Raw genomic sequence first — 13,094 nt, forward strand, 5'->3', positions numbered from 1 at the left:
ATGGCTTCTGGAGACATCGTCCCGATCGAGCTCGGCCTGACCGACGGCGATCTCGTCACCTTGTGGGCACCGCGCTGGCGAGACGGTGACGACGAGTGGGAGGCGTTCCTCGGTCACGAGGACGCCCTCTACGGTTTCGAGTCCGTGGCGGAGCTGGCCGCATTCATCCGCACCAACGCCGACAACGACCTGGTGGACCATCCGGCCTGGAAGGTCATCGCGGGTCTGTCGGCGGTCGAACTGGAGCCGGAGGAGAACTTCTCCTTCGACCTGGTCGCGGTGCCGGAGCTGGCGGCGGGCGAGCCCGACGTCGACACCGTCGCCGAGCTGGAGGACACGCTCGGCATGGTCCGCAACATCGGCGAGGTGTGCGAACTGGAGACGGTGACGAAGTTCTTCGGCTCGCATCCGGTGCTCGGCGCGCTGCCCGGCGGCGTGAGCGCGTTCGTCGGTCGCGACGGCGAGGAGCTGTGGGACCAGATCGGCGCGGCCATCGCCAAGGGCTGGGACGACGTTCTGGACGCCATCGACTCCGTGGTGCGGACGCCCGAGGTCGACGCCGAGGCGGTCGCGGTCGCCGAGGCCGAACTGCTGGCCGCCGAGGAGAACGTGGTCGACGCCGACGACGCGGCCGACAGCGACGAGGACGAGGAGTTCGAGCCCGTCGACCTCGACGAAGAGGAAGACGACGAGGACGAGGAAGACGAGGACGAATCGTTCTGGCACGAGGTCGGCATCGACCCGGTCAAGATCATCACGTCCGAGGGCAGTGTCTTCACGCTGCGCTGTTACCTCGACGACGAGCCGATCTTCCTCGGCTCCAAGGGCTCGATCACCGTGTTCTCCTCCGAACGGGCGCTGGCCCGCTACCTCGCCGACGACCACGAGCACGATCTGTCCCGCGTGAGCACCTTCGCCGATGTGCAGACCGCGGCGGTGGACGGCTCGCTGGAGGTCGAGGTCACCGACGAGAACGTCTACGTGCTGCCCGGCTTGGCCGAGGACCTGGCCGAAGGCCCGGAGGCGGTCGACATCGAGCAGCTGGACCTGGCGGTCGAACTGTTCACCGACGCCGCCGACTACGCCGACGACGACACGGTGGAACAAGCCCTGGCCCAGTCCACCCCGCTGGGCTGGTATGTCTCCTACCTGCTGAACCCGGACCCCACCCGGCTGGCGCCCAACCCGCCGTTCGCCGCCGAGTCCCAGGCCTGGCGGGAACTGGAACGCAACCTGGAGTCCCGGCTCGACAAGCAGTAATCAGGTCAAGCGGATCCACACCTGCTCGGCCTGCCCGAGCAGGCGTCCGTCGGCGCTGTAGACCGCGGTCGAGGCGAAGCATTTGCGGCCCTGCTCGCCGTGGAACTCGCCCACCACGACGCAGCGCTCGTCGACGTGCGGGATGCCGTGCACCGTGGCGGTCATCGAGCCGAGCAGCGCGGGACGTTCGAGCATGCCGGGCAGCGACCAGCCGCCAGGGCAGTCCATCGCGGCCCACAGCAGCGGCGGCCCCAGCGGCACGGTGGCGTCGGGCACCCACGGCGCGGCGACTCGGTTCTCATCGAGCCTGCCGGGTTCGATGCGCAGACCGTCCGCCCGGCAGCTACCACAGACGAAGCAGGAAGCGAACATCTCGATGCTCGTGTAGCTGCGTGTCGCCTCCACCGCGTCGTCGAACGCGACATGACGCGGTGCGTCGCGTTCGAGTTCGCCGCCCTTCGACTCGGCGATCAGCCTGTCCCCGTCATAGAGCCGTTCGTCCCGCACGTCGAGCGGCGTCTCCAAGGGCGGCGGACTCCGCAGTACCACGGTGACGGCCTGCTCGGGGCGCCGGTCGGCGAGCAGACCGGCCACGTAGCCACCGTTGCCGGAGTCGGGCGGTCCGTTGAACCGGCGGGGGATGCGCAAAGTCGCCATAGTCGCCACGCTAGCGAACCGGTTGCCGACTGTGGAACCTCGCTGCCGCGCGGTGATCCGGCGCCGCCTACCCTCGTGCGCGCCCGCAATCCGTCCTATGAACAGCGCTACCCGATGAGGACCGCGTATCCGGGCTTGATGATGTCGTCGATGATCCGCAACCGCTCGGGAAACGGGATGAACGCCGACTTCATGGCGTTGATGGTGAACCGTTCCAGGTCGCTCCAGCCGTAGCCGAACGTCTCGACCAGCTTGAGCATCTCCTGGCTCATGCTGGTGTCGCTCATCAGCCGGTTGTCGGTGTTGACCGTGACGCGGAAACGCAGGCGGGCCAGCAGGTCGAAGGGGTGCTTGTCCAGCGAGGGCACCGCGCCGGTCTGCACGTTCGACGACGGACACAGCTCCAGCGGGATGCGCAGGTCGCGGACATAGTTGGCGACCAGCCCGAGCTGTGCGTCCTCGACCGCGCCGGGCACGGTGATGTCGTCGGTGATCCGCACGCCGTGGCCGAGCCGGTCGCAGCCGCAGAACGCGAGCGCCTCGTGGATGGACGGCAGACCGAAGGCCTCGCCCGCGTGGATGGTGAAGTGCGCGCTGTTGGCGCGCATGTATTCGAACGCGTCCAGGTGCCTGCTCGGCGGGTAACCGGCCTCCGCGCCGGCGATGTCGAAACCGCCCACTCCGCGATCGCGGAAGCGCACCGCCAGCTCCGCGATCTCCCGCGAGCGCGCGGCGTGCCGCATCGCCGTGAGCAGACAGGTCATCACGATCGGGTGCCCGTCCTCGGCGGCGGCCGCCTCGCCTTCGCGGAACCCGGTCAGCGTGTGCTCGACCACCTCGTCCAGCGTGAGACCGCGCTCCAAGTGTTGTTCGGGGGCGAAACGCACCTCCGCGTACACCACGCCGTCGGCGGCGAGGTCCTCGGCGCATTCGCGGGCGACCCGGCGCAGGCCCTCGGGGGTCTGCATCACGGCGACGGTGTGCGCGAAGGTCTCCAGGTACCGTTCCAGCGATCCGCTGTCGGCCGCGTCGCGGAACCAGGCCGCCAGCGACGCCTCGTCGTCGGCGGGTAGATCCTCGTAGCCGCACTGGGCGGCGAGGTCGAGCACCGTCGCGGGCCGCAGGCCACCGTCGAGGTGGTCGTGCAGCAGCGCTTTGGGCGCTTGGCGGATCGAGGCGAGGGTCAGAGGCATCGGTCCAGTCATGTATCGACGGTAGCCGCAGCGGGCCGAAACGGCAGCCGACTTCGGCCGTAACAACCATCTCGTTGCCCGCCGGATGCTGCCCGGTCCACAACCGGACACCGACCGGTTCTGCGTCACCCGCGCGTCACGTGTGCGGCCCACGACAGGCCGGAGTACCGCAGCCCCTCGGACCGGCCACCGACGCAGGGACCATGGAGCAAGCGCGTATGTGCGCTGATTCCGGATCGGGAGCATGGTGATGCTCACCCTCACAGCGGCCGAACGGTCGAGTACGGCGGAGGCCCGGCCGGGACAGGACGTGTGGAGCAAGCAGGTGAGCCGCTGGACCGGTGTGGGCGCCGAGACGAGCATCGACATTCCCGCCGAGGTGCGACCCTGAGCCCAGGAGACGGAACGACCCCTCGACCGCCCATTGGTCAGGCCCGAGGGACACCGCGGACAGCTCAGGACGTGATCCGATCGAGAACCAGCTGGCCCGGAATGGGCGCGGCATCGGTTCCGATGGTGACGGCGTCGCGCAGAGCTTCCATAGCGCCGGGGAACGCCTCGGGAGTATCGGTGTGCAGAGTGAGCAGCGGCTGTCCCGCTGTCACGGCATCGCCCGGCTTGGCGTGCATTTCGACGCCCGCGCCGAACTGAACAGGATCGCCCTGACGCGCCCGGCCCGCCCCCAGACGCCAGGCGGCGATGCCGACACCCAGCGCATCGAGCCTGGTCAGGACGCCGTCGGCGTCGCAGCGCACGGTCTCGGTGTGTTTCGCGGTGGGCAGCTTCGCGTCCGGGTCGCCGCCTTGGGCGCGAATCATCGTCCGCCAGTGATCCATCGCCCTGCCGTCGGCCAGCGCGTCCGCGGGGTCGGTGTCCAGCCCGGCCAGCGCGACCATCTCGCGTGCCAAGGCGATGGTCAGCTCGACGACGTCGGCGGGACCGCCGCCCGCGAGCACCTCCACCGATTCGGCGACTTCCATGGCATTGCCCGCGGTGCGGCCGAGCGGGGTGTCCATGGCGGTGAGCAACGCGACCGTCCGCACACCCGCGTCGTCGCCGAGTTCGACCATCGCGGTCGCCAGCTCGCGCGCCCCGGCGAGGGTCTTCAGGAACGCGCCGGAGCCGACCTTGACGTCCAGCAACAGCGCCGCGGTGCCCTCGGCGATCTTCTTGCTCATGATGGAGCTGGCGATCAGCGGGATCGATTCGACCGTGCCGGTGACGTCGCGCAAGGCGTAGAGCCGTCGGTCCGCGGGCGCGAGGTCGGCGCCTGCCGCGCAGATCACCGCGCCGATGGCCGGATCGGTCAGGAGATCTCGCATTCGCGACGCGGGCACGTCCGCCTGCCAGCCGGGGATGGATTCCAGCTTGTCCAGGGTGCCGCCGGTGTGACCGAGACCGCGCCCGGACAACTGCGGCACCGCCGCGCCGCACGCCGCGACCAGCGGCGCCAGCGGCAGCGTGATCTTGTCACCCACGCCGCCGGTCGAGTGCTTGTCCACGGTCGGGCGCGGCAGACCGGTGAGGTCCATGCGCCGCCCGGACGCGATCATCGCGGCGGTCCACCGCGCCGTCTCGCGCCGCGTCATCCCGCGCCAGACGATCGCCATGGCCAGCGCCGACATCTGCTCGTCGGCCACCGCGCCGCGGGTGAAGCCGTCGACCACCCAGTCGATCTGCGCGTCCGACAGCTCACCCCCGTCGCGCTTGGTCGTGATGATCGAAACCGCGTCCAGTGCCGTCACGGTCGACAGTTTGGCATGGGCCGACGCACACCCGGGTTCTCGCCGATGGGACGGAACCGCGCGCGCCGCCTCGGCTGTGCGCGCCGAGTCGAGGTCGTCCGCCGATTCACGGATCCGGCCTACACCTGCCCGGCGTCCAGGTCGTCCGGGCCGAACGCATCCGGCAACAGTGTGCGCAACGGCACCGGCCCGGCCTTGTGATCCACCAAGAGATCGCCTCCACCGTGCTCGTGGAGCAGTTGGCGGCAGCGCCCGCAGGGCATCAGGATTTCGCCGCGAGAATCGGTGACGGAGATGGCCCGAAGACGCCCCCCACCCCCCGAAATCAAGTTACCGATGAGTACACATTCGGCACACAGGCCCAAACCGTATGAGACATTTTCCACATTGCAACCGCTCACTGTTCGGCCATCGACACTGAGAGCCGCGGCGCCGACCGGAAACCGCGAGTACGGCGCATAGGCGTTGTGCATGACTTGAAAAGCGTTGTCGCGCAATAATTTCCAGTCGATTTCCGACACAGAGAACCCCTTCGGGACCGAGCCGATCACGGCCGCGCAAGGACCACGACGGAACCCCGCACCCATCAAGAAAGGTAAGCCTAACCCGATCTGGTGTCGCGCAACGCACGGTACGCCGAATTAGTTCCGGGATTGCTGGAGGATTAGAGTCCAGAACAGATCGGTTCAGGTTCCCTGCGACGGGCCGGAGTACAGCCACCTGGGCATTCGCCCGCCACGCCGTCGGCGTCGGATCTGAAACCGGGTCCATCAACGACGTTGGAGGCACCGCACTCTATGACCACGATTGAAGCTCCGGCCCAGCCGAAGCGGAAGACGCTGTACCGAGGCGACCCCGGAATGTGGTCGTGGGCGCTGCACCGGATCACCGGCGTCACCATCTTCTTCTTCCTCTTCGTCCACGTGCTGGACACCGCCCTGGTGCGCGTGAGCCCGGACACCTACAACGAAGCGATCGAGACCTACAAGACGCCCATCGTGGCGTTGATGGAGATGGGCCTGGTCGTCGTCGTCCTGTTCCACGCGCTCAACGGCGTCCGCGTGATCCTGGTGGACTTCTGGTCCAAGGGCCCGAAGTACCAGCGCCTGATGCTCTGGATCATTCTCGCGATCTGGTTCCTGCTGGCCGTTCCCGCGATCGGGCGCCAGTTCTTCTACCTGTTCACGGAGCACTGAAAATGAGCGCACCTGTCATCGGAAAGTCTTACGACCGTCCGGCCAGCCTGGACCTGCCGCGTTCGCCGCGCGCGCGCTCGAACAACAACTTCGAGAAGTACGCCTGGCTGTTCATGCGTTTCTCCGGCCTGCTGCTGATCGTGCTGGTGCTCGGCCACATGGCGATCATGCTGCTGCTCGACGGCGGCGTGAAGCGACTCAACTTCGCCTTCGTCGCAGGCCGCTGGTCCAGCCCGTTCTGGCAGTTCTGGGACCTGACCATGCTGTGGCTGGCGCAGCTGCACGGCGGCAACGGCCTGCGCACGGTCATCGACGACTACTCCCGCAAGGACTCGACCCGATTCTGGCTCAAGACCCTGCTGGCCGTCTCGATGATCCTGATCATGGGCGTGGGCACCTACGTCATCTTCACCTTCGACCCCAACATCAGTTAGGAACAGGCCCCCTCGCATGAGTGAATCTCGTCCTGTCCAGGAGCACCGCTACGACGTCGTCATCGTCGGCGCGGGCGGCGCGGGCATGCGCGCCGCGATCGAGGCCGGCCCGCGTGCTCGGACGGCGGTGCTGACCAAGCTGTACCCGACCCGCAGCCACACCGGCGCGGCCCAGGGCGGCATGTGCGCCGCGCTGGCCAACGTCGAAGAGGACAACTGGGAATGGCACACCTTCGACACCGTCAAGGGTGGTGACTACCTGGTCGACCAGGACGCCGCGGAGATCATGGCCAAAGAGGCCATCGACGCGGTGCTCGACCTCGAGAAGATGGGCCTGCCGTTCAACCGGACGCCCGAGGGCAAGATCGACCAGCGGCGCTTCGGCGGGCACACTCGCGATCACGGCAAGGCCCCGGTTCGCCGCGCGTGCTACGCCGCCGACCGCACCGGCCACATGATCCTGCAGACGCTGTACCAGAACTGCGTCAAGCACGACGTGGAGTTCTTCAACGAGTTCTACGTGCTGGACCTGGTGCTCACCGACACCGATCGCGGCCCGGTCGCGACCGGCGTGGTCGCCTACGAGCTGGCCACCGGCGACATCCACGTCTTCCACGCCAAGTCGATCGTGTTCGCCACCGGCGGTTCGGGCCGGATGTACAAGACCACCTCGAACGCGCACACCCTGACCGGCGACGGCATGGCGATCGTGTTCCGCAAGGGCCTGCCGCTGGAGGACATGGAGTTCCACCAGTTCCACCCGACGGGCCTGGCCGGACTCGGCATCCTGATCTCCGAGGCCGTCCGCGGCGAGGGCGGCATCCTGCGCAACGCCGACGGCGAGCGGTTCATGGAGCGCTACGCCCCCACCATCAAGGACCTCGCGCCGCGTGACATCGTCGCCCGCTCGATGGTGCTCGAGGTGCTGGAGGGTCGCGGCGCGGGACCGAACAAGGACTACGTCTACATCGACGTGACCCACCTCGGCGAGGACGTGCTCGAGGAGAAGCTGCCCGACATCACCGAGTTCTCCCGTACCTACCTGGGTGTGGACCCGGTGAAGGAACTGGTGCCGGTGTTCCCGACCTGTCACTACGTGATGGGCGGCATCCCGACCCGCATCCGCGGCGAGGTGCTGCGCAACAACAGCGACGTCGTCCCCGGCCTCTACGCCGCGGGCGAGTGCGCGTGCGTCTCGGTGCACGGCGCCAACCGTCTGGGCACCAACTCGCTGCTGGACATCAACGTGTTCGGCCGCCGCGCCGGCATCGCCGCCGCGGAGCACGCGCAGCGCAGCGAGTTCGTCGAGCTGCCGGAGAACCCGGCGCAGATGGTGCAGGACTGGCTGACCCAGCTGCTGAGCGAGCACGGCGACGAGCGGGTCGCCGACATCCGCACCGAGCTGCAGCGGTCGATGGACAACAACGCCTCGGTGTTCCGCACCGAGGACACGCTCAAGCAGGCGCTCACCGACATCCACGCGCTCAAGGAGCGTTACGCGCGGATCACCGTGCAGGACAAGGGCAAGCGCTACAACAGCGACCTGCTCGAGGCCGTCGAACTCGGCTTCCTGCTCGAGCTGGCCGAGGTCACCGTGGTCGGCGCGCTCAACCGGAAGGAATCGCGCGGCGGCCACGCCCGCGAGGACTACCCGGACCGCGACGACGTGAACTTCATGCGCCACACGATGGCCTACAAGGAGGGCTCGGAGCTCCTTTCGGACATCCGCCTGGACTTCAAGCCGGTGGTGCAGACCCGTTACGAGCCGATGGAGCGTAAGTACTGATGACTGCTGTTGCCGAAGCACCCTCTTCGCAGACGCCCGCTCCGGTCCCCGAGGGCTCCGTGATGATCACCGTCAAGGTGGCCCGGTTCAACCCGGAGGACGACAAGGGCGCGCACTGGGAGTCCTTCCAGGTGCCCGCGCTGCCGACCGACCGCTTCCTGAACCTGCTGATCTACATCAAGTCCTACTTGGACGGCACGCTCACCTTCCGCCGGTCCTGCGCGCACGGCGTCTGCGGTTCCGACGCCATGCGGATCAACGGCGTCAACCGGCTGGCCTGCAAGGTGCTGATGAAGGACATGCTGCCCAAGAACGGCAAGTCGATCACCGTCACCGTCGAGCCGATCCGCGGCCTGCCCGTGGAGAAGGACCTCGTGGTGAACATGGAGCCGTTCTTCGACGCGTTCCGCGCGGTGAAGCCCTACCTGATCACCTCAGGAAACGAGCCCACCCGCGAACGCATCCAGAGCCAGGCCGACCGCGCCCGGTTCGACGACACCACCAAGTGCATCCTGTGCGCCTGCTGCACCACCTCCTGCCCCGTGTACTGGAGCGACGGCAGCTACTTCGGCCCGGCCGCGATCGTGAACGCCCACCGCTTCATCTTCGACAGCCGCGACGAAGCCGCCCGCGAACGCCTCGACATCCTCAACGACGTCGAAGGCGTCTGGCGCTGCCGCACCACCTTCAACTGCACCGACGCCTGCCCCCGCGGCATCGAGGTCACCAAGGCGATTCAGGAAGTCAAGCGAGCGCTTCTGTTCACCCGCTGATTTCACGGACCCAGCCGAACCGACGGCCGCCTCCATCGATGCGATAGAGGCGGCCTTCGCCATTTGTGAGGCGGACTGCTTCCATCGGCGGTCACCGGCATCCTCAGCCGAGGTCAGACCGGGTTCACGAGATGCGCCCCAGGTCCGGGTGTGCGGCGGATCGTCGAGGGTGGCAAATGGGTGTGGCCACCGGCGCATTCGAGGACGACGCGGACCGGCTTCTGGCATTCCTCGCCGCTTTCGGTCTGGTGGCGGACCACTACCGAGGGGCCCTGCGGATCTGCCAGATATTTGTCGCCCCATTCGAGTAAGGCGATCAAGGTCGGTCGCAGATCCAAGCCGCGCTGGGTGAGGCGGTACTCGTAGCGCTGGCGAGTCCCTGGTTCCCGATAAGGAATTTTTTCCAGCACGTCGGCTTCGACGAGGCTGTCGAGCCGGGCCGAGAGCAGATTGCTGGCTATGCCCAAGCGGTCGCGGAACTCGCTGAACCGTCGCGCGTCGTCGAGCGCCTCCCGCACGATCAGTAGCGACCAGCGTTCTCCGATCACCGACAGCGCACGTGCCACTGAGCAGTTGACGGGGTCGATGCGCGGTGCGGACGTCATGCGGCCACGATACCCATCTGAGTTGACTTTTTATATCCAGGGTCATACGGTGCCGCCATCTGAGTTTCATAACTAAACCTAGGAGGCGGTCGGCATGCCCATGCTCGATGTCTACATCCCTGCGGGCACCTTCACTCCCGAGCGCGAAGCAGCACTGCTGAACCGAATCACCGAAATCCTCATCCGGCATGAGGGTTTCGACCCGTCGGACCCGATCACACGCTCCGTGTCGTGGGCCTTTCTGCACCGGCCGGCCGCCGTGTTCGTCGGCGGCGCGCCCGCGGAAGCCCCACGGTACAAAGTGGTGCCGTCCGTACCGGAGGGACAACTCGACGCGATCCAACGGGCCGGTGTCGTCCGGGAGATCACCGAGGCCATCCTCGACGCCGAGGACGGCGCGTGGCCGCGCGACCCCGGCCGCATCTGGGTCTTCCCCACCGAGATTCCCGAAGGACACTGGGGCGGTTCCGGCGAAATCAAAACCTTGAAGGACATCCTGGCCCGATTGACCAGCGGCAACCTCGACCAAGCCTCGGCACTAGCCACCGAACGAATCACAGCCAGCCGACTCGAACGCGATCGGGCTCCGCGATGACGACGAGTGGCACACCAGCGAGAGCTCTACTCGACGTTTGCCACAGCCATGTGCCACTCGCGGGGGTCGGTGCGGGGGTCCCGTCGCGTCCGGGTCATCGAGCGCGCTCGTGAGCGCCACCGTCGTCTCGTCGCCGGTAGTTCGGCGAGCGCCAGGACCGCGCACAGCCGGATGTCGACGTTGTCGGAGTCCAGGCCGGCCGCCACGCTCGCCACACTGTCACCGCCCGCTCGCGCAAGCGTCCAGCGCAGCAGCGCCCACCGCACACGTTCCCGCCGACGAGAACACCAGCGCACGTCGCCTATGCTTCGGCTCGGATCGACCTGGCGCGTGGCGATTCGCCGATGCGCGGCGTCCCGTTCAGCAGCCGAAGACGGCCGGGCCGTCTCGATATCGACCTAGGGGGTTGCGTGGCCGAATCACTGTCGGTCGACCTCGCCCAGCTGCGCGAATCGGCGGCGGAGTTGCGGCGGGCGGCCGAGGACGCCGAACGGGTCGCGAACGAACTGAAGGCGGCACTCGCCGACGAGGGTGAGTTCTGGGGTGACGACGAAGCAGGCGAGACGTTCGCCCACACCTACAAGCCCGGTGCCGACCGTACGTTGGATGGGTTCGACGACCTCGTCGCGGACATACATGCGATGAGTTCCGCGATGAAGGATGCGGCCGATGCGTTCGAGGACCGGGATCACGACGGCAGGCAGAACATCCGAAACTCGGCCGACGATGGCATGCCGTACACGAACGCACCGAGCCAGAACCGGTCGGCAGGACCCGTTCCGCAGGCGACTTCTAGCGAATCCCCCAGCCCCACAGACGATTTCGTACGGCCGCCGGGCACATTCGATCGCACGGCGAACGGAGAATCCGCCCGTCCACATCCGGACGCCCCGAACGACCGCGGCAGCGTCGATACACAGCAAACCCCGGCATCCGGTCAGCAACCCTCGACATCCGGTCAGCAGCCCGCGAATCCTGGCCAGCAGCCCGCGCAGTCCGGACAGCAACCTCCGGAACCCGGACAGCAGGACGATTCGACGAGCAATTCCCGAGAAACCGGATCGCCCGAGGACAAATCCGGTGACCAACCCCCGGCGACCGAGACCGGATCGCCGACGACGCCCGGTAACGGCGCAGAGCGGCAGGGAGCGCCGGCGAATACACCGACGAGGCAGCAGGCGGGTCCACAGACGATGCCGGGCGGCCGCAAGGACGCCGGCAAGCCGCCGGCGGGTACGCCGTGGACGCGGAACGGGTCGGGCACCCCTTGGGCAAAGGCTCCGAGCCCCTCGGCCGCGCCGGCGAACGAAACCCCGCCTCGGATATCTCCTCCGCGCACCCCGGACCGCCCGCCCGCGGGCAAGAAGGCGGAGCCGGCTCGTCTCGAGCGGAAACGGGCCCCGAAACCCGCAGGCGTGCGGGCTCACCGAGCAACCGATGCCGAGGCCATGCGGATCGCTCGGGAGATGGCCGCTCGGCACAACATCGAAATCGTCGGATTCGACGCGGCGGGTATCGCCGCGGCAACGGTCCAGGACATCGCCGATGCTGTCGACACCGTCCTCCCGCGGATGCCGGTCGTGCTGCGCGGAGTCGAGATCCGGGATGTGACGGATTCGCTGTCTTCCGTCGAGGATCGCAGCACGGCAAAGCGATCCGGTGAGGTGGCGCCGTGGATCGTACTGGCTCACGCTGCTGTGATCGATCCTCGGACGTTGGCCGGCCGTTCCCGGGCGACGACTCGATCCAGTCCTCCACGTCGACCGATGTATGCCGCGATCCTGCGGGAACTCGGCGCCGCGATCGACCTCATCGGCGGGTTCCGGGCGCACAAGGAGGCGCAACGCGCGCTCATCACCGAATATGTGCGGATCAACGACCCCCGAGGCCAGACGCTGAGCCGGGTGGTCGCCGGCTACAAGCGGTGGCGGGCGCAGCTCGGCGACAACTGTTTCGAACAGGGTCTATTCGTTCCGGGCAGGGCGCTGGCCGAGGGATTCGCCGCGGTCGAATCGAGTGACGACGAGGCCAACGGCCCGCAGAAGGTGCTGGGTCGGCTGCTGGTGACGATGTCGCGTGCGGCGGTGCCGGACCGGCGATGAGACCCGCCTCGGCCCGGGCGGACGGCGTCTGGTTCTTTCTCCCTTCCCACCAGCGGTGAACCACGCACCTGTCGGTCATCATTATGGGCACGTTCGGAGGTCCGCGGTCGTCGCTGTCCGCTGAGGAATTCGAGTCGGAAGGTCGTTGGCATGGATCGATGGGAGCGCGAAGGCCTGCGCTCGGCCAACAACGGCATGCGCAACCAGCTCGAACATCTCCTCGACTCCTTCGAACGTCAGCAGAGTCGGCTCACCGATGTGTTCCGAGAACTGGAGAATGCTCGCACGCAGGCGAGTTCTCCCGACCAATCGGTAGAGGTGACGGTGGACGCCGCCGGCGTGCTGACGGACCTGCGCCTCACGGCCGCGGCGATGCGCCAGACACCGGAGCAGTTGAGCAGGGCGATCGTGGAGGTCACCCTGGCCGCGGCGCACCGGGCGAAGCAGCAGGCCGAGGCGCTCGCCGCACCCATCGACGACGACTTCGACGACCTGCCCGACCTGCCCGATATCTCCCCGGGCGCCCCCAGCCTCAACGAGATTCGCGCTTTCTTCCGCAGGGACAACGAAGGTTCCCCGAGATAGTACGGGGCCGCGTAGTGCAGATGAGGCTGCGTACCTGCCGACGACCGGAGAGGAACCTCCCGCAGGCGGAAGGGCATGGGATTCGGGTGCGACCGTGCGATAGCGGCGGCAGTAGCGTTCCCGGAGCCGCTTGCCGGATACGCATCGATGAACGCGTGCCCAC

General features: G+C 67.6%; 14 protein-coding genes. 9 read left to right on the forward strand and 5 right to left on the reverse strand.

From position 1 onward, the window contains the following. Positions 1 to 1,260 (forward strand): primosomal protein, encoded by a 1,260-nt coding sequence (locus ABZ824_RS19850; protein ID WP_355079098.1) that lies wholly within the window; start codon positions 1 to 3, stop codon positions 1,258 to 1,260. Here the strand turns inward: ABZ824_RS19850 and ABZ824_RS19855 are convergent, their stop codons facing one another. Both ABZ824_RS19855 and ABZ824_RS19860 read right to left on the reverse strand, forming a co-directional pair. Continuing rightward, positions 1,261 to 1,917 carry a hypothetical protein gene (locus ABZ824_RS19855; RefSeq protein WP_356964655.1) on the reverse strand — a complete coding sequence of 219 codons (657 nt, stop codon included), beginning with the start codon at positions 1,915 to 1,917 and terminating at the stop codon, positions 1,261 to 1,263. A gap of 107 nt (positions 1,918 to 2,024) precedes the next feature. Then, a complete protein-coding gene (locus tag ABZ824_RS19860; protein ID WP_356964657.1) occupies positions 2,025 to 3,122 on the reverse strand; it encodes an adenosine deaminase in 1,098 nt (365 codons plus the stop codon). Between the two features lie 238 nt (positions 3,123 to 3,360). On the opposite strand from ABZ824_RS19860, the gene ABZ824_RS19865 reads away from it, so the two are divergent. Next, positions 3,361 to 3,501, forward strand: a complete 141-nt coding sequence (locus ABZ824_RS19865; protein ID WP_356964659.1) for a hypothetical protein — start codon at positions 3,361 to 3,363, stop codon at positions 3,499 to 3,501. A gap of 64 nt (positions 3,502 to 3,565) precedes the next feature. Here the strand turns inward: ABZ824_RS19865 and ABZ824_RS19870 are convergent, their stop codons facing one another. Together ABZ824_RS19870 and ABZ824_RS19875 are read right to left on the reverse strand one after the other, a co-directional pair. Next, positions 3,566 to 4,855 (reverse strand): thymidine phosphorylase, encoded by a 1,290-nt coding sequence (locus ABZ824_RS19870; protein WP_356964660.1) that lies wholly within the window; start codon positions 4,853 to 4,855, stop codon positions 3,566 to 3,568. A gap of 119 nt (positions 4,856 to 4,974) precedes the next feature. Then, on the reverse strand, positions 4,975 to 5,376 hold the full coding sequence (locus ABZ824_RS19875) for a cytidine deaminase (RefSeq protein ID WP_356964662.1): 402 nt from the start codon (positions 5,374 to 5,376) through the stop codon (positions 4,975 to 4,977). Between the two features lie 276 nt (positions 5,377 to 5,652). On the opposite strand from ABZ824_RS19875, the gene sdhC reads away from it, so the two are divergent. The 4 genes from sdhC to ABZ824_RS19895 are packed head-to-tail and all read left to right on the forward strand — an operon-like array spanning position 5,653 to position 9,044. Then, complete coding sequence (gene sdhC / locus ABZ824_RS19880) at positions 5,653 to 6,051, forward strand: succinate dehydrogenase, cytochrome b556 subunit (protein ID WP_083863252.1); 399 nt, start codon at positions 5,653 to 5,655, stop codon at positions 6,049 to 6,051. A 2-nt stretch (positions 6,052 to 6,053) separates the two neighbouring features. Continuing rightward, the gene (locus ABZ824_RS19885; RefSeq protein WP_039796191.1) at positions 6,054 to 6,485 is read left to right on the forward strand and encodes a succinate dehydrogenase hydrophobic membrane anchor subunit; all 432 of its coding nucleotides are present in this window, start codon (positions 6,054 to 6,056) and stop codon (positions 6,483 to 6,485) included. 16 nt (positions 6,486 to 6,501) lie between these two features. Continuing rightward, complete coding sequence (gene sdhA / locus ABZ824_RS19890; RefSeq protein ID WP_355079085.1) at positions 6,502 to 8,271, forward strand: succinate dehydrogenase flavoprotein subunit; 1,770 nt, start codon at positions 6,502 to 6,504, stop codon at positions 8,269 to 8,271. After that, on the forward strand, positions 8,271 to 9,044 hold the full coding sequence (locus ABZ824_RS19895; protein WP_355079083.1) for a succinate dehydrogenase iron-sulfur subunit: 774 nt from the start codon (positions 8,271 to 8,273) through the stop codon (positions 9,042 to 9,044). The genes sdhA and ABZ824_RS19895 overlap by 1 nt, the downstream gene beginning before the upstream one ends. A 113-nt stretch (positions 9,045 to 9,157) precedes the next feature. Here the strand turns inward: ABZ824_RS19895 and ABZ824_RS19900 are convergent, their stop codons facing one another. Then, a complete protein-coding gene (locus tag ABZ824_RS19900) occupies positions 9,158 to 9,649 on the reverse strand; it encodes a helix-turn-helix domain-containing protein (RefSeq protein WP_356964664.1) in 492 nt (163 codons plus the stop codon). A gap of 94 nt (positions 9,650 to 9,743) precedes the next feature. On the opposite strand from ABZ824_RS19900, the gene ABZ824_RS19905 reads away from it, so the two are divergent. The 3 genes from ABZ824_RS19905 to ABZ824_RS19915 all read left to right on the forward strand — a co-directional run bounded on the left by ABZ824_RS19905 (position 9,744) and on the right by ABZ824_RS19915 (position 12,931). After that, positions 9,744 to 10,244 (forward strand): hypothetical protein, encoded by a 501-nt coding sequence (locus tag ABZ824_RS19905; protein WP_356964665.1) that lies wholly within the window; start codon positions 9,744 to 9,746, stop codon positions 10,242 to 10,244. Between the two features lie 410 nt (positions 10,245 to 10,654). Further along, positions 10,655 to 12,346 (forward strand): hypothetical protein, encoded by a 1,692-nt coding sequence (locus ABZ824_RS19910; RefSeq protein WP_356964667.1) that lies wholly within the window; start codon positions 10,655 to 10,657, stop codon positions 12,344 to 12,346. A 150-nt stretch (positions 12,347 to 12,496) separates the two neighbouring features. After that, positions 12,497 to 12,931: a YbaB/EbfC family nucleoid-associated protein gene (locus tag ABZ824_RS19915; protein ID WP_356964668.1), complete on the forward strand. Its 435-nt coding sequence runs from the start codon at positions 12,497 to 12,499 to the stop codon at positions 12,929 to 12,931. Positions 12,932 to 13,094 lie beyond the last annotated feature (163 nt).

Origin of the sequence: Nocardia sp. NPDC047038 (genome assembly GCF_040644075.1) — a bacterium.
GTDB classification, from domain to species: domain Bacteria; phylum Actinomycetota; class Actinomycetes; order Mycobacteriales; family Mycobacteriaceae; genus Nocardia; species Nocardia sichangensis.

What these genes read in the sequence shown, in the direction of transcription:
- ABZ824_RS19850 (WP_355079098.1), top strand. Translation starts at nt 1, where the DNA reads ATGGCTTCTGGAGACATCGTCCCGATCGAGCTCGGCCTGACCGACGGC.
- ABZ824_RS19855 (WP_356964655.1), bottom strand. Translation starts at nt 1,917, where the DNA reads ATGGCGACTTTGCGCATCCCCCGCCGGTTCAACGGACCGCCCGACTCC.
- ABZ824_RS19860 (WP_356964657.1), bottom strand. Translation starts at nt 3,122, where the DNA reads ATGACTGGACCGATGCCTCTGACCCTCGCCTCGATCCGCCAAGCGCCC.
- ABZ824_RS19865 (WP_356964659.1), top strand. Translation starts at nt 3,361, where the DNA reads ATGCTCACCCTCACAGCGGCCGAACGGTCGAGTACGGCGGAGGCCCGG.
- sdhC (WP_083863252.1), top strand. Translation starts at nt 5,653, where the DNA reads ATGACCACGATTGAAGCTCCGGCCCAGCCGAAGCGGAAGACGCTGTAC.
- ABZ824_RS19885 (WP_039796191.1), top strand. Translation starts at nt 6,054, where the DNA reads ATGAGCGCACCTGTCATCGGAAAGTCTTACGACCGTCCGGCCAGCCTG.
- sdhA (WP_355079085.1), top strand. Translation starts at nt 6,502, where the DNA reads ATGAGTGAATCTCGTCCTGTCCAGGAGCACCGCTACGACGTCGTCATC.
- ABZ824_RS19895 (WP_355079083.1), top strand. Translation starts at nt 8,271, where the DNA reads ATGACTGCTGTTGCCGAAGCACCCTCTTCGCAGACGCCCGCTCCGGTC.
- ABZ824_RS19900 (WP_356964664.1), bottom strand. Translation starts at nt 9,649, where the DNA reads ATGACGTCCGCACCGCGCATCGACCCCGTCAACTGCTCAGTGGCACGT.
- ABZ824_RS19905 (WP_356964665.1), top strand. Translation starts at nt 9,744, where the DNA reads ATGCCCATGCTCGATGTCTACATCCCTGCGGGCACCTTCACTCCCGAG.
- ABZ824_RS19915 (WP_356964668.1), top strand. Translation starts at nt 12,497, where the DNA reads ATGGATCGATGGGAGCGCGAAGGCCTGCGCTCGGCCAACAACGGCATG.